At 69.0% G+C, this 15,619-nt stretch carries 19 protein-coding genes and 1 pseudogene; 10 read left to right on the top strand and 10 right to left on the bottom strand.

Annotation, left to right across the window (positions count from 1 at the left end; genetic code table 11):
* Positions 1 to 23: 23 nt before the first annotated feature.
* Complete coding sequence (locus FBY22_RS17150; protein ID WP_142146528.1) at positions 24 to 623, bottom strand: transposase; 600 nt, start codon at positions 621 to 623, stop codon at positions 24 to 26.
* 775 nt (positions 624 to 1,398) lie between these two features.
* On the opposite strand from FBY22_RS17150, the gene FBY22_RS17140 reads away from it, so the two are divergent.
* Together FBY22_RS17140 and FBY22_RS17135 are read left to right on the top strand one after the other, a co-directional pair.
* Positions 1,399 to 1,917 carry an SDR family NAD(P)-dependent oxidoreductase gene (locus FBY22_RS17140; RefSeq protein WP_142146526.1) on the top strand — a complete coding sequence of 173 codons (519 nt, stop codon included), beginning with the start codon at positions 1,399 to 1,401 and terminating at the stop codon, positions 1,915 to 1,917.
* A gap of 30 nt (positions 1,918 to 1,947) precedes the next feature.
* Entirely contained in the window at positions 1,948 to 2,823 is an 876-nt protein-coding gene (locus FBY22_RS17135; RefSeq protein WP_142146524.1) for an alpha/beta fold hydrolase, read from the top strand.
* A 565-nt stretch (positions 2,824 to 3,388) separates the two neighbouring features.
* Here FBY22_RS17135 and FBY22_RS44170 read toward each other — a convergent pair.
* Genes FBY22_RS44170 through FBY22_RS44425 form a run of 3 tightly spaced genes read right to left on the bottom strand, consistent with a single transcriptional unit; the run spans position 3,389 to position 4,324 of the window.
* A complete protein-coding gene (locus FBY22_RS44170; protein WP_174267052.1) occupies positions 3,389 to 3,595 on the bottom strand; it encodes a hypothetical protein in 207 nt (68 codons plus the stop codon).
* Positions 3,537 to 4,013: an ATP-binding protein gene (locus FBY22_RS17130; RefSeq protein ID WP_142147754.1), complete on the bottom strand. Its 477-nt coding sequence runs from the start codon at positions 4,011 to 4,013 to the stop codon at positions 3,537 to 3,539. Before FBY22_RS17130 ends, FBY22_RS44170 begins: the two co-directional genes overlap by 59 nt.
* A gap of 23 nt (positions 4,014 to 4,036) precedes the next feature.
* Entirely contained in the window at positions 4,037 to 4,324 is a 288-nt protein-coding gene (locus FBY22_RS44425; RefSeq protein WP_142146522.1) for an HPr family phosphocarrier protein, read from the bottom strand.
* On the opposite strand from FBY22_RS44425, the gene FBY22_RS44975 reads away from it, so the two are divergent.
* Positions 4,323 to 4,445, top strand: coding sequence for a hypothetical protein (locus FBY22_RS44975; RefSeq protein ID WP_260845005.1), 123 nt, complete (start codon positions 4,323 to 4,325; stop codon positions 4,443 to 4,445). The two genes, FBY22_RS44425 and FBY22_RS44975, sit on opposite strands and share 2 nt — an antisense overlap.
* Positions 4,446 to 4,579: 134 nt before the next feature.
* Here FBY22_RS44975 and FBY22_RS44970 read toward each other — a convergent pair.
* A pseudogene (locus FBY22_RS44970) lies at positions 4,580 to 4,699 on the bottom strand (PTS fructose transporter subunit IIA); the annotation flags it as partial.
* A gap of 68 nt (positions 4,700 to 4,767) precedes the next feature.
* On the opposite strand from FBY22_RS44970, the gene FBY22_RS17115 reads away from it, so the two are divergent.
* The 3 genes from FBY22_RS17115 to dhaL (FBY22_RS17105) all read left to right on the top strand — a co-directional run bounded on the left by FBY22_RS17115 (position 4,768) and on the right by dhaL (FBY22_RS17105) (position 6,828).
* Entirely contained in the window at positions 4,768 to 5,532 is a 765-nt protein-coding gene (locus FBY22_RS17115; protein WP_260844894.1) for an IclR family transcriptional regulator, read from the top strand.
* A 194-nt stretch (positions 5,533 to 5,726) separates the two neighbouring features.
* Positions 5,727 to 6,062 (top strand): hypothetical protein, encoded by a 336-nt coding sequence (locus FBY22_RS17110; RefSeq protein WP_142146518.1) that lies wholly within the window; start codon positions 5,727 to 5,729, stop codon positions 6,060 to 6,062.
* Positions 6,063 to 6,201: 139 nt separating this feature from the next.
* Positions 6,202 to 6,828 carry a dihydroxyacetone kinase subunit DhaL gene (gene dhaL, locus FBY22_RS17105; RefSeq protein ID WP_142146516.1) on the top strand — a complete coding sequence of 209 codons (627 nt, stop codon included), beginning with the start codon at positions 6,202 to 6,204 and terminating at the stop codon, positions 6,826 to 6,828.
* A 284-nt stretch (positions 6,829 to 7,112) separates the two neighbouring features.
* On the opposite strand, the gene FBY22_RS17100 is transcribed toward dhaL (FBY22_RS17105), so the two are convergent.
* The 4 genes from FBY22_RS17100 to FBY22_RS17085 form a co-directional block, all read right to left on the bottom strand.
* Positions 7,113 to 8,801 (bottom strand): phosphoenolpyruvate--protein phosphotransferase, encoded by a 1,689-nt coding sequence (locus FBY22_RS17100; protein ID WP_142146514.1) that lies wholly within the window; start codon positions 8,799 to 8,801, stop codon positions 7,113 to 7,115.
* Positions 8,798 to 9,424 carry a dihydroxyacetone kinase subunit DhaL gene (gene dhaL / locus FBY22_RS17095; RefSeq protein ID WP_142146512.1) on the bottom strand — a complete coding sequence of 209 codons (627 nt, stop codon included), beginning with the start codon at positions 9,422 to 9,424 and terminating at the stop codon, positions 8,798 to 8,800. Before dhaL (FBY22_RS17095) ends, FBY22_RS17100 begins: the two co-directional genes overlap by 4 nt.
* Before the next feature lie 162 nt (positions 9,425 to 9,586).
* The gene (gene dhaK / locus FBY22_RS17090) at positions 9,587 to 10,585 is read right to left on the bottom strand and encodes a dihydroxyacetone kinase subunit DhaK (protein ID WP_142146511.1); all 999 of its coding nucleotides are present in this window, start codon (positions 10,583 to 10,585) and stop codon (positions 9,587 to 9,589) included.
* Positions 10,582 to 11,358 (bottom strand): MIP/aquaporin family protein, encoded by a 777-nt coding sequence (locus tag FBY22_RS17085; RefSeq protein ID WP_142146509.1) that lies wholly within the window; start codon positions 11,356 to 11,358, stop codon positions 10,582 to 10,584. Before FBY22_RS17085 ends, dhaK begins: the two co-directional genes overlap by 4 nt.
* Positions 11,359 to 11,946: 588 nt before the next feature.
* Between FBY22_RS17085 and dhaM the strand changes: the two genes are divergently transcribed.
* Together dhaM and FBY22_RS17075 are read left to right on the top strand one after the other, a co-directional pair.
* The gene (gene dhaM, locus FBY22_RS17080) at positions 11,947 to 12,339 is read left to right on the top strand and encodes a dihydroxyacetone kinase phosphoryl donor subunit DhaM (protein WP_142146507.1); all 393 of its coding nucleotides are present in this window, start codon (positions 11,947 to 11,949) and stop codon (positions 12,337 to 12,339) included.
* A complete protein-coding gene (locus FBY22_RS17075; RefSeq protein ID WP_160159885.1) occupies positions 12,323 to 12,613 on the top strand; it encodes an HPr family phosphocarrier protein in 291 nt (96 codons plus the stop codon). The genes dhaM and FBY22_RS17075 overlap by 17 nt, the downstream gene beginning before the upstream one ends.
* A gap of 598 nt (positions 12,614 to 13,211) precedes the next feature.
* On the opposite strand, the gene FBY22_RS17070 is transcribed toward FBY22_RS17075, so the two are convergent.
* Complete coding sequence (locus tag FBY22_RS17070; RefSeq protein WP_260844893.1) at positions 13,212 to 13,730, bottom strand: PP2C family protein-serine/threonine phosphatase; 519 nt, start codon at positions 13,728 to 13,730, stop codon at positions 13,212 to 13,214.
* A 274-nt stretch (positions 13,731 to 14,004) separates the two neighbouring features.
* On the opposite strand from FBY22_RS17070, the gene FBY22_RS17065 reads away from it, so the two are divergent.
* Both FBY22_RS17065 and FBY22_RS17060 read left to right on the top strand, forming a co-directional pair.
* A complete protein-coding gene (locus tag FBY22_RS17065; protein WP_142146501.1) occupies positions 14,005 to 14,436 on the top strand; it encodes an NfeD family protein in 432 nt (143 codons plus the stop codon).
* Positions 14,437 to 14,440: 4 nt separating this feature from the next.
* Positions 14,441 to 15,493 (top strand): SPFH domain-containing protein, encoded by a 1,053-nt coding sequence (locus tag FBY22_RS17060; RefSeq protein WP_142146499.1) that lies wholly within the window; start codon positions 14,441 to 14,443, stop codon positions 15,491 to 15,493.
* The last annotated feature ends 126 nt before the right edge of the window (positions 15,494 to 15,619 follow it).

The raw sequence follows: 15,619 nt of genomic DNA, 5'->3' as shown, positions 1-15,619 counted from the left end.
TCGTCCCGTTCGCCATGCTGTCGTCACTCTTGCCGATGCGCAGTGAGGCCAGAGCCGACCGAGACGTTGCAGGGCTGGCCTACAGACAGAGACGGGCCTACAGGCAGAGATGCCCCTGCACGCGTCCCCAGCCCGGGATGGATGCCGGCGAGCAGATCCCGCAGCCGGTTGATCCGCGCGGTGATCTCCTTGGCCATCACGGTGCGGTGACTGACCAGAAGCCGCAGCTCGACGGTGGCTTCCTCGGGCAGGTCGACGACCCTCAAGTCGTCGCGGAGCATGACCTGTTCGGCGATGACCTTCGCATCACGAGGGTCGGACTTGTTCTCACCACCGCGGGTGCCGCGGCGGGCCCGGTTGACCGCCAGACCGGGCAGGTGGACACGGCGCAGACCAGCGGTCAGCAGCATGGCGGTGAGCAGTCCGGCCACGCCGCCCATGAGGTCCAGACCGACCGTGAGGTCCCCGTATCGGCCCTCGATGACGTGCAGTTCGCTGATGGCCTGCTCGATCGACTCGGGGTCATTGTCGACCCGGCGGCTGAGCAGCAGCCGAGTGCGGTCGTCGATGACCGTCAGCCAGTGGAACTCCTTGGCGATGTCGAATCCTGCGGTGGCGGCCATGACGCTCCCCTCGCCGTGCAACCTGCGGTGCGACCCCTTCCACCCGTCCTCGCCCTACCAAGCGATGGTCCGCAGAGGCTAATCAGCAGTCCAGAGGGTGCGGGACAGGGGGAACAGCAACCCGAGCCATCAACGGCAGCCAGCATGACAACCATCCCTGCCCCGCTCGCGCGACCCCATCGTCGCGAACGACCGGGCCGTGCGAAAGAAGGTAGGGCCGCATGAGGCCGACGAGGTCTTCCTGAGACTGGACCCTGGCCACAAACGTCCGATCCGCTCGCCAACATCCCCATCCTGCAGCCCTCTGAGGGTGCCTATGCTTCGGTGCCTTCATCGGCGAAGACGCTGCCCCTGGTGACCCGCGAACGCGCGGATTTTCGGGGACGGGCAATGACCGCTCGAGCAGCCAGGAATGAATGGCCTCCCTGCCCTGCTCCCGGCCTGGACTGCCAGTGGCCACGGCCTGTAACCGCGGTGGCCACGCCGACGGCCACCTCCGTCCGCCCCTCATGCAGTTCGCCGTGGTGCTCCGCTTGCCCACCGGCTCACGGTGGATGGCGAAGCTCTGACCGACGACCATGACGCTCTTGATCCCATGCTGTTCGTGGTTCGGCGCGTGGGAGGCGATGCCGCCCCAGCGCGCGTCACGAACCGGAGTCGCACCCTTCGCCCTTGAAGGCCACGCTCACGTCACAGCCCTGTGCGGCTTGCATCGAGAAAACCGATCGGTTTACATTTGGCGAAACCGATCGGTTTCCGATGTGGGGGGGCAATCATGACCGCATTGAAGGGGGCAAAGGTCTTCGTCACCGGCGGCAGCCGCGGCATCGGAACATCGCTGGTGGAGGAGCTCTACGCGCGCGGGGCCAGCAGGGCCTATGGCACGGCCCGCGACCCGCGCGCTGTGACGCATCCCCACGCCGTTGCGGTGGCGCTCGAGGTCACCGACCCAGGCTCGGTGTCGGTCGCCGCCGCACAGGCGCAAGACGTCACCGTATTGATCAACAACGCAGGTGCAGCCGTAGGAGCGTCCTTCCTCGACTCCCCCGTTGACGACGTAGTGGAGCTTCAGCCCCGCGGCATTGCGGTCACCGGACTGCACCTCGGCTACGTCGACACGGACCTGGCAGCCGATGTCGACGCGCCCAAGTCCGATCCTCGTGACGTCCCCGCACTCGCCCTCGACGGTGGCGAAGCGGGCGCCTACGAGGTGCTCGCCGCCGACATCTCGCGGCAGGTCAAGGCGGGCCTGGCCGACGACCTGGCCGGCCTGTACGCCCAGCTGTCGAAGTAACGCCTCTTCCACACACAAGGAGTCAGCGCGATGCCCGCCCAGGAGTCACGTCCCACGATCCACATTCCGGGGACCACGAGCCACACCATCGCCCCGCGCGCGGAACACAACCACGAGGGAACCCTGCGCTACCTCAAGGCGGGCACCGGCGCCCCGCTGGTCCTGCTGCACACCGTGCGTACCCAGGCCGAGCACTTCGGCCTCCTCATCCCGCTGCTCGCCGACCGGTACACCGTCTACGCCCTCGACCTGCCGGGCATGGGCTACTCCGAAATCGTGCCCGGGGCGTCGTACGACGAGCCGGCCATGCGGAGGGGCGTAGCGCGGCTCCTCATCGAACTCGACCTCCAAGACGTGACGTTGGTCGGTGAGTCGATGGGGGCCGTGCTCGCCCTGACCGCCGCGGCCGATCTGCCCGAGCGAGTCCGGCGTGTCGTCGCGGTCAACGCCTATGACTTCCGCGGCGGGATCGCCCGCTCCAGCCTCCTCGCCCGGGTCGTGGTCAGCGGTGTCCTCATCCCCGGACTGGGCCCGGCGATCGCCGGGGTGGAGCCCAAGCCCGCTCTGCGCAGAATCCTCCAAGGGGGCCTCGGCGACAAGAGCGCCCTACGGACGGACTACGTGGACGAACTGCTCCAGGTGGGCAAGCGTCCCGGGTACACCGCGGTCGCCCGGGGCGTGTACCAGAATCTGCCCAGTCTCATCGCTGCCCGCTCGCGCTATTCCGGAGTCGAGGCCCCCGTCCACCTCGTCTACGGCGAGAAGGACTGGTCTCGCCCCTCCGACCGCGAGGCCAACAAGCTGCTGCTGCCCACGGCCGACTTCACGCAGGTGCCGAAAGCCGGTCACTTCATCGCCTTGGAACGCCCCGACGTACTGGCCGGCTTGCTCAACGCGGTGACCTGACCACGCCGGCTCTTTCTGGGGTCACCCTCGTTCGGATATACGGCGTAACGAGGTCCGCTAGTTCAGAGAGGTCACCTGACCGAAGCTGATCGCACCTGGCAGATGGTTCGGGGCATGAAAGGCCTCCGCGACAGCCACGAGCTCTGTCACCCTACGAAAGCTGGAAGCCGGAAGCACCGCGAGACCGCGCGTCAGACCTGAGCTGCACGGCTCCGGGCCGCGTCGGGACCATGCTCAAGCACCGACTCGCGTCATCGCGGGCCCGTGATCCTGACCACCAACGTGTCAGATGCCGCTCGCGGTCCCGCAGCCGGTCGACCTTCGGCATGGGCAGTTTGGCCATGCCTCGATCTTCCCCCGTGCCGATGTTGCCGATTCCCGCACCTACACGGGGGCAGCGCATAGGGCTCAGAAGTCAGAGATGACGTTGGTCAGGACGCAGTGGAGGCGTCTTGACCGTAGGCGATGGTGTAGACGCGGACGGGGGGCTGGCTGGGGTCGGTCAGACGTGGGGTGAGTTGTTCGAGGCCGTGTCCGGGGGTGCGGGTTTGCTCGCAGCCGTCAGTCAGATGACGACGGCGTTGATGGCGTCGGTGTCATAGTGGTGGCGCAGGGCGTCGACGGCATCGTCAATGGTGGCGTACAGGGTGGTCTCCGCGTCCTTGTCCCGGTGGTCGCATGCCAGCTGCGAGACGCTACGCGTTGTCTGCCGCTCATCGACCGCACTGGCCTGCTCCGGCTGAGATGGGGAGGTCGGCCCACCGGGTGACACGGGCGGCCCGGGAGAAGATGCCGTGCTGAAGGGCAAGAGCCCCCACGATGCCACCTCCACGGCCGCACTCCCCCAGATCAGACGGGGCATCGGCGAGAGGTGAACGGACAGTCATAGCGGGACCGCCGTCGGTGACCTCCACACGCAAGGCCTTCTGCCCCCTGCGGGTGATCGGCAGTGACAGCCGCAGCACGGCCGGGGGGAGGGCGTGAGCGATGGCGTTCGTGACCATCTCGGATATCACCAGGATTGTGTCGTCTGTCGTGGTCGCCGGTATGGCCCAGCTTCCAAGCACGGCGCGCGCACGATGGCGCATGGTGCGCACGGCCTCCGGGATATGCGGCAGCGGGCAGGTGTATTCGGCTTCACCGGCAGGCGCGGCGCCGGCCGGAGGTAGGCACGGATCGCGGCTCGTCATTTGCGACGTCATGACGGTCAGGGCTATTCGACGTTGGCGAGGACGTCGGTCAGCGTGGCGACCGCGTCGTGGGCCTCAGGACCGGTGGCCCGCACGGTCACCGTGCTTCCGGCCGTGACTCCCAGGCCCATGACGCCGAGAACTGTGGCGGGATTGATCGTCTTGCCCTTGGAGCCCAGCTCGATGGTGCTGGAGAACTGACCCGCTGCGCGGGCGGGCCGGCCTGCGTGGCGCGCGTGGAGATCGGCGGAAAGGACAACGGCTGCTTCGTGACCGGCGGGGGCGGGGGAAGCGTCAGAGCTTGCGGACATGGCGGGCCTCTTCAACGGAGTTGACGACGGTGTGCAGGTCGGCAGCGGACACGACGACCACCGCGGCGACTGCGCCCTCGATGGAGGAAGCGTCGACGATGACGGCGTCCAGGAGGGGTGATCGCGTCCAGAACGGTGCGGATGGTCAGAACGGAACTGCCGAGGTCGAGAAGATTCACAACGCCGGCTCCCCCGGTCAGCGTCATTGAGCGCGTTGAGCATGCGGTCGTAGCTGGTGCCGATCCGGCCGTCGTCCGTTCCGGCCGCGGTGACGAGGGGAACGGCGTCGGAACCGATCTGCCCCACCAGCAGACGCAGACCTGCAGCAAGCTCGGCGCTGTGCGACACGAGTACGATGCCGACGGGTGTGCTCATGAACAGTCACATTAAATCTCAGAACACTGTTCAGCAATACTGAATCGGAGATCTCAATGGTCCAGTCTGTGCATCGAGCAGTGCAGATCTTGCGGGAACTCGCTTCCGGCGGTCCCCGGCTGGGTGTCACCGAGCTGGCCGACCGACTGGGCGTTGCGAAGCCCACCGTGCACGCGCTGCTGCGCACGCTGGAGATCGAGGGCCTGGTCGGACAGGACAGGGACAGCTCGAAGTACCAGTTGGGGCCGAACCTCGTACAGCTGGGCAACGCCTATCTGGACACACACGAGCTGCGGACGCGGTCGTTGACCTGGGCGGACGCTCTGGCCAACCGCACCAAGGAAGCCGTGTGGGTGGGCGTCCTCACGGGCGACCACGTACTGATCGTCCACCATGCTTTTCGCCCCGAGGGCGCGGTGCAGATTCTCGAGGTGGGCGCGAGCATCCCGTGGAACACATGCGCGCTGGGTAAGGCCATCGTGGCCTCATCGTCGGCCGATGCGCGCGAACGCCTGCTCGACGGGGAGCTGGCAGTCCTCACCAGCGCCAGCATGACCGACCGGAACGCGCTGGCAGGCCATCTAGGAGAGGTCCTGAAGGCCGGCTATGCGCTCGAGGACCAGGAGGCGGCCATCGGGGACGCGGGCATCGCCTCGCCCGTCTTCGACCGCTCCGGCGAGGTGGCGGGCGCCATCGGCATCGTCGGACCGGTGGAGCGCATGCTGGGCGAATCGACGCGCGAGGAACTCGCCGTGGCCGTCCGGGAAACCGCCCGCAATCTCTCCCGCGACCTCGGAGCTCCGCGCCGGGCCGCCTACGCCTCGGGTACCTAGACGCACAGCCCCGCACCGCGGCTGCTGACTCTCTTGACAGGCGGGAGACGTGGGCCTAGCTTCCGGAACGATGTTCATCAATGATGAACCATGCCGAGAAAGTGGACCGTCCGGTTTCCACAAGGCGGCCGGATTCTGCCCGAACAGCAGGACCCGGCGGCTCCTCTCCCGTGCACAACCCGCATCCTGCGGAGGTGAAGCGTCTGTGCCAGCCCGTACCGGACGCCGTCATGGGGAAGAGAACTCCCGCCCACCAGGGCTCCACGCCGAGGGTGTTGGGGATGGCCGTGCAGGCGCTCGTCGTCGCGTCCGTCCCCGCGGCGGTGACCACCTTCGCCGGCGCTCCGCTCGCCCTGGCGCAATCGGGAACGCTGAGAGAGAGGCCCCCCGCCCGCAGGCGGGTGGGCGCTTCCGTGCTCCGTCCGAGCACGGCGGGTGCCTTCACCACGGTGTGCAGGGCGGATGCCGACATGCTGTCCCTGTGGAACGTGCCCGTGATGAACAGCCCCGCCCTGCGACGGGACGCCTGAACCGGGCCGGGGGCGGGGCCGTGCAGGAGGCGGGGCCGTGCAGGAGGCGCGGCCGCCGCAGGAGGCCGTGTGAACTGCACCCTGCCCCCAGCTCTACCAACCACCGACCCCGTTGCACCGATCATCGAACGGAGACCCCATGGACATCGACCTCGCCCGTGCCTGGGTGCAGGCCATCACCGTCGCCGTGGGCCAGCACAAGGACTACCTCACCCAACTGGACTCGGCGATCGGTGACGCGGACCACGGGACCAACCTGGACCGCGGATTCACCGCTGCTGCCGCTGCCGTTTCGGACCTGAGCCCCGAGACGGTCGGAGCCGTCTTCACCAATACCGGCACCACCCTCATCTCCACCATCGGAGGTGCCTCGGGGCCGCTGTACGGGGGCGCGTTCCGCGCACTGGGCAAAGCCCTGGACTTTCCTGCCGCCGAACCGCTGGCGTTCGCCGAGGCACTCGCCGCCGGTCTGGACAGCATCCAGAAGCTGGGCACGGCCGTTCCCGGCGACAAGACGATGATCGACGCGTATGCACCCGCCGTGGCCGCCTTCAAGGAGCAGGCCCGTCAGGGGGCCGGCTTCGCCGCCGCGGCAGCGGCTGCCGCCGACGCCGCCGAGGAGGGCATGCGCGCTACCACGCCCCTGCAGGCACGCAAGGGCCGCGCCTCCTACCTCGGGGCGCGCAGCGTCGGCCACCAGGACCCGGGGGCCACGTCGACGGCCCTGATCTTCCGTGCCCTCGCCGACACAGCGGCCCGTGCGTGACAGGCCGCTCCACCCGCACCAGGCAGCAACCGGCTCGCGGCGCCGGCCCGGGATGACCCGCTCTGCTCGCGGGCTGCGGCCCACTGTCTCCCATCTCGCCCAGTGGCTTCAGGGCCGTCCCCACGTCACGGAGATCGTGACGGCAGCAAGTGGGGCTACACCTTCGCCGCCGACTGGAAACACCGCGCGTGGGGACAACGGGGCCCCGACTGGCTGTCCGGGCCTGCGGCGCGCACGGCGGCCTGCGCCGGGGCGGAGCTCCGGGCCGGCGCAGGCGGCAGGCGTCACGGCAGCGACGGCATGCATGCTTGCCGCGCGAGCTGCCAGACCTCTTCGGGACTGTCCCGGGTAAGGGCGCTGGCGGCCAGCGAGGAGCAGGTGTCGGAGCGCAGGCGGCGGATGCGGGCGCGGACTTCGTCGAGCGCGGAGGGGGCTGCGGAGAGGACGTCGACGCCGAGGCCGATGAGCAGAGGGGTGACGAGGGGGTGGGCGGCGGCGTCGCCGCAGACGGAGACCTGACGGCCGTGGCGGTGTGCGGCGGTGACGACCTGGTCGATTGCCTTCAGGACGGCCGGGTGCGCGGCCATCGCCGGGGTGGCGGTGGGGTCGCGGCGGTCGATTCCCAGGATCTGACTGGTGAGGTCGTTGCTGCCGATCGAGAAGAAGGCCGCCTCGCGGGCAAGTTCATCAGCTGCGGCGACGGCTTCGGGCAGCTCGACCATGATGCCCAGCGGGGGTGCGCTGACGCCGAGTTCGGTGGCCGCAGAATCGAGAAGGGCTCGGCAGGCGCGCAGTTCATCGACGCTCGCGACCATAGGGATCATGATGCGCAGGTCAGTGTCGGCTCCGGCGTTGAGCAGACTGCGGAACTGGTCGGCGAAGGCGTCCGGTTGGGCGAGCATCAGAGGCAGGCCGCGGCCGAGCCGCTCGCCATCAAGACCCATGGCGAGGAACGGCGGGAGCTTGTCATCGGCGAAGTCGAGGGTCCGGGCGGTGACGGTCTGCCCGGCGAGGGCACGCAGCACCGGGACGAGGGCGGCCGCGTGCTGGTTGCGGGTGGGCCAGGCGGCATGGTTGAGGAAGGGCAGCTCGGTGCGCAGCAGCCCGACCCCGTCGGCGCCCGCGGTCAGGACGGTCCGGGCCTCGGCCTGCGTGGCCACGTTGGCCCGCAGAACGATGTCGTGCTCGTCCAGGGTCCGGGCCGGCAGGTGGCGCTCTTGTGCGAGCGCCTGCCTGCGGATCCGGGCCGCGTCGATGGTCTGCAGAGCGGTGGCGCGTTCGTCGTTGCCGGGATGGACGACGGCGCTGGCGCGTTCGGTGTCGAGGAGGACTTCCTGCCCGTCGGGCAGCCGCAGCAGTTGCGGGTCGACGCCGAGCAGCAGAGGGATGCCCTGGGAGCGGGCGACGATCGCAGCGTGGGAGTTCGGGCCGCCGGTGACTGAGATGGCACCGGTCACGGTCTGGCCCGGTTCCAGCAGGTCCGCGGCGCCGATCTCGTGGGCCACCAGGATCAGGGGCTGGTCGGGTGCGGGGCCGCTCTCGCCGTGCAGGTGGGCCAGGACGCGGCGGCCGACCTGGCGTACGTCGGCCGCGCGGTCGGCGAGGGTCGGGTCGTCCAGGGCGGCGATGACTGAGGCGTAGGCGTCGATGGCCTGCCGCACGGCGACGGCCACCGGCCGGCCTTCGCCTGCTCGTTCGACGGCCTGGTTGCGCAGGTCCGCATCCTGCGCGATGTAGCCGTTGACCTCCATGATGTCGGCCTGTTCGTCCTTGCCCTGTTCGCGCAGCGAGGCGGACAGTTCGAGCAGCCGGGCGGCAACGGTGTCGAACGCGTCGGTGATCTGCTGCGCGCCGTCACCCTGGGTGCGCTGGGGCAGCGAACTGCGGGTGGCGGGGCGGTCGGTGCGGCGCAACAAGCCCAGCGCGGTGCCGGCGGCGGCGGTGTGCCCTTCGTAGGTGAGGCGGTCGGTCATCGGGCCACCGCCGTCTCGGCCAGGGCACGGAAGATCAGGGCGGTGGAGGCGGCACCGGGGTCCGGGTGGCCGATGCTGCGGGCGCCGAGATAGGAGGCGCGTCCCTTGCGGGCCTGCAGCGGGGTGGTGGCACGCATCCCCTCCTCGGCGGCGTTGGCTGCGGCCAGCGCGGCCGCGGCGAGGTCGGCTCCGGCGTCGGCCTGCTGCTGGAAGGCGGCCAACGCGGGCCCGTAGGCGTCGATCATGGTCTTGTCGCCCGGTGCGGCGGCGCCGAGTTTCTGGATGCTGTCCAGGCCTGCGGCGAGTGCGGCGGCGAACTCCTGGGATGTGGCCTTGGGGGCATCCAGCGTCTTGCCGATGGCGCGGAAGGCGCCCCCGTACAGCGGGCCGGAGGCGCCGCCGACGCTGGAGATGAGGGTGGTGCCGCTCTTGACCAGCAAGGCACCGACGGTGTCCGCCTCGACACCGTCCAGGGCGGTGGAAACGGCGGAGAAGCCGCGGTGCATGTTGACGCCGTGGTCGGCGTCTCCGATGGCCGAGTCGAGCTGGGTGAGGTGGTCCTTGTGCTGGTCCACGGCGGCGGCGATGGCCTGCACCCACGCGCGGGCGAGGTCGATGTCCACGGAAATGCTCCGTTCAAAGCGTGCGTAGCGGCATTTTTTGTGCAAGGGGGTGAGCCGGGGGCCGGCCGCTGGATGCGGCAAGGGGTGCGGTTCGGTCAGAGCTGGCTGCGGGGAGGCTCTGACCCGGGCCCTTGCGGATCGGGCGGCCCGCCCCCGGCTCGGTCAGGCGCCCCAGCGCAGGGCGGGGGTGTTCACGGGTGCGTCCCACAGGGTCAGCATCTCGGCATCGGCCTTGCACACCGTGATGGAGACGCCCGCCATGTCCAGGCTGGTGACGTAGTTGCCGACCAGGCTGCGGGCGATGGTGACGTTCTTCGCGGCGAGCACCTGTGCCACCTCGTTGAACACCACATACAGCTCGATGAGCGGGGTGCCGCCCAGGCCGTTGACCATGACGATGGTGTCGTCGCCGGCGGCCAGCGGCTGGTCGTCGAGGATCGCGTCCAGGGCCGTGGCCACGATCTCCTTGGCGGGTCGCAGCTTCTCCCGACGGCGGCCGGGCTCGCCGTGGATGCCGACGCCAACCTCCATCTCGTCCTCGGGCAGGTCGAAGCCGGGCTTGCCGGAGGCGGGCGTGGTACATGCGGTCAGCGCCACGGCGAAGGATCGGGAGGAGGCGTTGACCCGCTTGCCCATCTCGGCTACGGCGGCGAGGTCGGCGCCCTGCTCGGCGAGGGCCCCGGCGATCTTCTCGACGAAGACGGTGGCTCCGGTGCCGCGGCGGCCGGCGGTGTAGGTGGAGTCCTGGACGGCGACGTCGTCGTCGACCAGGACGGTCTCCACGCTGAGGCCTTCCTCGGCGGCGAGTTCGGCGGCCATCTGGAAGTTGAGGACGTCACCGGTGTAGTTCTTCACGATGAACACCACGCCCGCGCCGCCGTCGACGGCCTGGGCTGCGGTGAGCATCTGGCCGGGGACGGGCGAGGTGAACACCTCGCCGGGGCAGGCCGCGTCCAGCATGCCCGTTCCCACGAAGCCGCCGTGCAGGGGTTCGTGCCCGGAACCACCTCCTGACAGCAGGGCCACCTTGCCCGTCCGGGTGCCGCCCGCGCGGGTGATCACCTTGTTGTCCGTGTCGACGTTCAGTGCCGGGTGGGCGGCGGCGATACCGGACAGAGTGTCGGCGAGGACTGCTTCGGGAGCGTTGATGAGCTTCTTCATGACAGGGCTCCTTCGGCCGTGGCGGGCTGGGCCACCGGGACCTCGGCGGGGGTAGCGGCGACTGCCTTGCGGCTGGTGTTGAGGGTGACGTAGAGGAAGCCGGCAGCGAGGGCGCCGATGACCTCGGCGGCCAGGTAGACCGGCAGCTGGCCCCAGTGGACTGTGCCTCCGAACAGCTCTCCCGTGGTCATGGGGCCGAGTGTCCTGGCGGGGTTGATGGACGCCGCGGTGGCCGGCGCCACCGGGATGATGATCGCGAAGACGCCGAGGCCGATGGCAAGGCCCGCGAAACCGCCGGGGGCGCGCCGGTCGATCGCGCCGAACACGATGAACGCGAGGAGGAACGTGCCGATCGCTTCGGCGAAGAAGGCCTGCCCGGCGCCGACACCGGTGCCGTAGGCGGCGATACCGAGGCCGACGTCGACCGCCTTCTTCCCCAGCACCCCGACGATGGCGAGCGCGCCCAGCACCGCTCCGGCCACCTGGGCCGCGATGTAGCCGGGGACGTCCCGCCAAGGCATCTTCTTCGTGGCGGCGAGGGCCAGCGTGATGGCCGGGTTGATCTGGCAGCCGGAGATATGGCCGATCGAGTAGACCATCGCGATGACTGCGGTGGCGAACGCGAGCGAGATCATTCCCAGCTGCGCCATGGTGAACGGGGCGTCGCCGCCGACGATGAGCGTTGCGGGGACCGATCCGACGCCGATGAACACCAGCACGGCGGTGCCCAGCATCTCGGCGAGAAGTTTCTGACGGTAGGTGTTGTCTTCCATAGTTGGGCGCCCATGCCGCATTGCATGGGGCGCTCACCTCCTCCGCATGAGCGGGCTGTGAGGGGAGGGGGCCGCCAGGTGGTCAGGGTCGGGCAACCTGGCGGCCGGCTCATTGGAAACCGGAAGCCAGTGGCCTCCGGGGAAACTGTTCATCATGAATGAACGGTGTTCCGGAAAATTAAGGCTGCGTTTCGCGCCTGTCAAGGGGTTCCGCAACCCGCTCCCAACGGCGGACGGCTCGAGGCTGCTCCGGCATCGGCATCACGGGCGGGGGGCGTGGCGGCGGTCGCCGCCTTCATGCGGACGGGAACCGAGTCGGCGGATGGAGCGACCTGCCAAGCAGCCTTCCTGCTCGCGATGCGGATCGCGGGCGGCCCCCGGCGCGGTCGTCGTGGGCTGCGGATATCCCGGGTTCGACCGGCAGGTGCTCGGCGGGGTCAGTGGTCGCGATGGCGCCAGTCGCCTCGCCGGGCGATCACGGCAGGTGAAGTGATCCGCACCGCCGGGTCACGGCGGGCAGGCAAGGGCCGGAAACTTTCCCTTGTTCCGTATTGCTGAACAGCGTTCTGACATTTAACGTAGCCGTTCATGAACACACCTGTTGGCATCGTCCTTGTGTCCCACAGCGCCGAGCTCGCCTCGGGCCTTCGCCTGCTGGTGGAGCAGATCGGCTCGAAGGACGTCCCCCTCGCCACCGCCGGAGGAACCGACGACGGCCGGATCGGCACCAGCTACGACCTGGTTCTCAACGCGATCAAGGAGGCCGACCGCGGGGGCGGCGTCGTCGTCCTTCCCGACCTCGGCAGCTCCGTCCTGACCGCCCGCACCGTCCTGGAAGACCACCCTCGTCCAGACGTCACCCTCGTCGATGCGCCCTTCGTCGAAGGAGCCGTCGCCGCCGTCGTCACCGCCGCATCCGGCGCCGACCTCAAGACCGTCGCCGACGCCGCCAAGGAGGCCCGCAATGTCCACAAGCTCTGACTCCACCGCCACGACCACGGCCAGCGCCGAAACGTCCCTCGTCCTGCCCGCCAACCTGCACGCCCGCCCAGCAGGCCAGCTCGCGCGCGCCGCGACCGGCTTCACCAGCACCGTGCAACTCGAATACGCCGGCCGGACCGTCAACCCGACAGGCGTCCTGGCCGTCATGGGCCTGGGCGCCACCGCCGGAAGCACCATGACCGTGCGCGCCAAAGGTCCCGACGCCGAACAGGCCGTCGCGGCACTGGCCGACGTCCTCGCCACGGCCAAATGACCTCCGCCACCCCCAACGCATCGCCGCTTGCGGCGGTGCCCTCAGCCCACTGGATGCACCATTGAGGGGTGGGACCACCGAAAACCGACAAGCCGCGAGCGCCTGGCGGCCAGACGGAAGGTTTTCGGTTCGACATCACCGATGCCGCAGTCGTGGTGTTTCAACTCGCACCGCCTTGTGCAGCAGGCCGGAGCCGGCCACGCGCGGGCTCGCGGACTGTTCACCCGGTCATCCCTTCAGGCTGGCTGCCGTGGACCCGCAACTCAAGCTCGTCAATGACCAACCCCGCCCTGGAACGCAGGGAGGGTATCCCCGCACCGCTGCGGTGGGCCGCGGGGCCAGGCATGAGGTGTCGGGACCGCCAAGTCCTGTCAGCGACCCCATCGGTGGCCGGGTCAAGAAGACAGGCGGGGCGGCCGTCAGGGCCGTACGGCCCTCGCGGGACCGGTGCTGAAGTGATGTAGTGAAGACGACGGGGAGGGCCCCGCAGAAAGACGCGGAGAAGCAGTGGGGGGCTGCGCACCGCGCAATCAGGAACCGCGAGAAGCGGTTGGGGCCCTCCCCGTCGAATACGTCGGCGGCCGGATGTGCACCGAGGTCATGTGGTCAGGCGTGCGGCGAGCAGGGCCACGTCATCGTCGAAGGCGTCCTGGCCGTGGCCGAGGAGAGCGTCGCACAACCGTGGCAGCGGCTCTGTGGCGTGGCGGGCGGCAATGTCGGCGGCCCGGCGCATGCCGTCGTCCAGCGCGTGCGCGCGGTCCTCGACCAGGCCGTCGGAGTGCAGAAGGACGGTGGCGCCCGCCGGAAGGGCCTCCTCGTGGTCGGGCCGGGGCAGCTCGGGGTCGACGCCGAGCGGCGGGCCGGTGTCGGCGTGCAAGTAACGGGACCGGTGGTCGGGGGTGACCAGGAGCGGGGGCAGGTGACCGGCGCTGGCCCAGCGCAGCAGTCTGCCGCCCTGGGGCAGGGGTTCCAGGCGGGCAACGATGACGGTGGTCATGGGTCCGGCGTGCAGTTCGTGGAAGACATCGTCCAGTCGGTGCAGGATGCGGCTGGGGGTTTCTTGTTCGTCGAAGGCGATGACGCGCAGGATGTTGCTGATCTGGTAGGCCAGGAGCACCGGAGCACGGCAATGGTGGCGGCGAGAAACAAGTCCCTGTGAGCTCGTCCTCGATCGCATGGCGAGGTCTACCGTCAATGCAAGATTCACGAACCTGGCCACCCAATGAGGAGTAGCAATCCCCCCTCCCTGGGTAAAGTAGAGGCAAAGCGGTTTCAAATTCGCTGGATCGGCAGGGCCTTCGCACGCATAGGTATCGCGGCTTGGCCCAAGTCACGGTCCACTGATGGGAGTCCGGCTCGTCCGTACCCGCACCGTTCACATGAGGCACACAATGGATCTATGGCTGATCTGGTTGATCATCGCGGCCGTGTTGGCTGTGGCGGAGATCTTCACTCTGACTGCCGCGCTCGGCATGCTGAGTGTGGCCGCAGTGGTCACGGCAGGGTCCGCCGCGGTCGGGCTGCCGGCGCCCTTCCAGTTCTTGGTCTTCGCCGCCGTCGCTACCATCGCCGTGCTCTTCGTGCGCCCCCTTGCGCTGCGCCACGGGCTCCAGCCCCAAGCGGCACGTTTTGGTGTGGACGCATTGGTCGGCAAGGCTGCCTACGTCGTCTCGGACGTGACGGGCCTGGGCGGACGGGTCCGCATCGACGGTGACGAATGGACGGCCCGCGCCTACGACGAGACCCTCGTGATCCCTGCTGGAAAGACCGTCGACGTCATAGAGATCAGCGGCGCCACCGCGATCGTCTACCCCCGGGACTGAAACCATGGAAACCACGGCGTTCTTGATTGTCGGCCTGATAGTCGCACTGTTCGCGGTGTTCACCGTGGTACGGGCGGTCCGTATCGTCCCTCAGGCGCGTGCTCGCAATGTCGAGCGACTCGGCCGCTACCATCGAACCCTGACTCCTGGCCTGAGCCTCGTCATCCCGTACATCGACCGCGTCCATCCGCTGATCGACCTGCGGGAACAGGTCGTTTCCTTCAAGCCGCAGCCGGTCATCACCGAGGACAATCTGGTCGTGGAGATCGACACTGTCCTGTATTTCCAGGTCACCGATCCGCGAGCGGCTTTCTACGAGATCGCCAGTTTCCTCCAGGCGGTCGAGCAGCTCACCGTCACGACCCTGCGCAATGTCGTGGGATCCATGGACCTGGAAAAGACACTCACCTCGCGGGACACGATCAACAGCCAGCTGCGTGGGGTCCTGGACGAAGCCACCGGCAAGTGGGGGCTGAGGGTCAACCGCGTGGAGATCAAGGCCATCGATCCGCCGAAGACCATCAAGGACGCGATGGAGAAGCAGATGCGGGCCGAACGGGACAAACGGGCCGCGATCCTCAACGCCGAGGGGCAACGCCAGTCACAGATCCTCACCGCCGAAGGCGACAAGCAGGCCGCCGTCCTCCGTGCGGAGGGCAACCGTACCGCCGCCATCCTCCAGGCCGAGGGCCAGTCCCGCGCCATCGACGAGGTGTTCCAGGCCGTCCACCGCAACGATCCCGACCCCAAGCTGCTCGCCTGGCAGTACCTCCAGACGCTGCCTCAACTCGCGCAGGGCCCGGGCAGCACCTTCTGGGTGATCCCCAGCGAGGTCACGTCGGCTCTGCAGGGTGTATCCCGCGCGTTCACCGAGGCATTGCCGCAATCGCCGGCCACCCGCGAGAAGCCCGCCGCCGACACGGCCGCCGGAGCGGCCAGCGACACGGCCCAGGCCGCGGAAGCCGCAGCCGCCGCCCTGGCCGACGCAGCAAAGGCCGACCGTGCCACCCCCGACCTGGCCACCATGCCGCCACCGCACACTCCGCACCACCCGTGATCGCCGCACCCGGCCTCCGGACGATCCCTCATTCCTTGCTTTTTTGAGTGAGTTGACCAAAAACATGGCAAGACGAGCGTCGTGCGTGAGGGCGGAGACGACCGAGGCCCCGAGTGCGCAGGTGAC

This window comes from Streptomyces sp. SLBN-31 (assembly GCF_006715395.1).
GTDB lineage: Bacteria > Actinomycetota > Actinomycetes > Streptomycetales > Streptomycetaceae > Streptomyces.
The sequence above is the reverse complement of the archived record's forward strand: the minus strand, read 5'-3'. Positions and strand labels throughout refer to the sequence as shown.

What these genes read in the sequence shown, in the direction of transcription:
- FBY22_RS17150 (WP_142146528.1), bottom strand. Translation starts at nt 623, where the DNA reads ATGGCCGCCACCGCAGGATTCGACATCGCCAAGGAGTTCCACTGGCTG.
- FBY22_RS17140 (WP_142146526.1), top strand. Translation starts at nt 1,399, where the DNA reads ATGACCGCATTGAAGGGGGCAAAGGTCTTCGTCACCGGCGGCAGCCGC.
- FBY22_RS17135 (WP_142146524.1), top strand. Translation starts at nt 1,948, where the DNA reads ATGCCCGCCCAGGAGTCACGTCCCACGATCCACATTCCGGGGACCACG.
- FBY22_RS17130 (WP_142147754.1), bottom strand. Translation starts at nt 4,013, where the DNA reads ATGACGAGCCGCGATCCGTGCCTACCTCCGGCCGGCGCCGCGCCTGCC.
- FBY22_RS44975 (WP_260845005.1), top strand. Translation starts at nt 4,323, where the DNA reads ATGGCGGGCCTCTTCAACGGAGTTGACGACGGTGTGCAGGTCGGCAGC.
- FBY22_RS44425 (WP_142146522.1), bottom strand. Translation starts at nt 4,324, where the DNA reads ATGTCCGCAAGCTCTGACGCTTCCCCCGCCCCCGCCGGTCACGAAGCA.
- dhaL (WP_142146516.1), top strand. Translation starts at nt 6,202, where the DNA reads ATGGACATCGACCTCGCCCGTGCCTGGGTGCAGGCCATCACCGTCGCC.
- FBY22_RS17100 (WP_142146514.1), bottom strand. Translation starts at nt 8,801, where the DNA reads ATGACCGACCGCCTCACCTACGAAGGGCACACCGCCGCCGCCGGCACC.
- dhaK (WP_142146511.1), bottom strand. Translation starts at nt 10,585, where the DNA reads ATGAAGAAGCTCATCAACGCTCCCGAAGCAGTCCTCGCCGACACTCTG.
- FBY22_RS17085 (WP_142146509.1), bottom strand. Translation starts at nt 11,358, where the DNA reads ATGGAAGACAACACCTACCGTCAGAAACTTCTCGCCGAGATGCTGGGC.
- dhaM (WP_142146507.1), top strand. Translation starts at nt 11,947, where the DNA reads ATGAACACACCTGTTGGCATCGTCCTTGTGTCCCACAGCGCCGAGCTC.
- FBY22_RS17075 (WP_160159885.1), top strand. Translation starts at nt 12,323, where the DNA reads ATGTCCACAAGCTCTGACTCCACCGCCACGACCACGGCCAGCGCCGAA.
- FBY22_RS17065 (WP_142146501.1), top strand. Translation starts at nt 14,005, where the DNA reads ATGGATCTATGGCTGATCTGGTTGATCATCGCGGCCGTGTTGGCTGTG.
- FBY22_RS17060 (WP_142146499.1), top strand. Translation starts at nt 14,441, where the DNA reads ATGGAAACCACGGCGTTCTTGATTGTCGGCCTGATAGTCGCACTGTTC.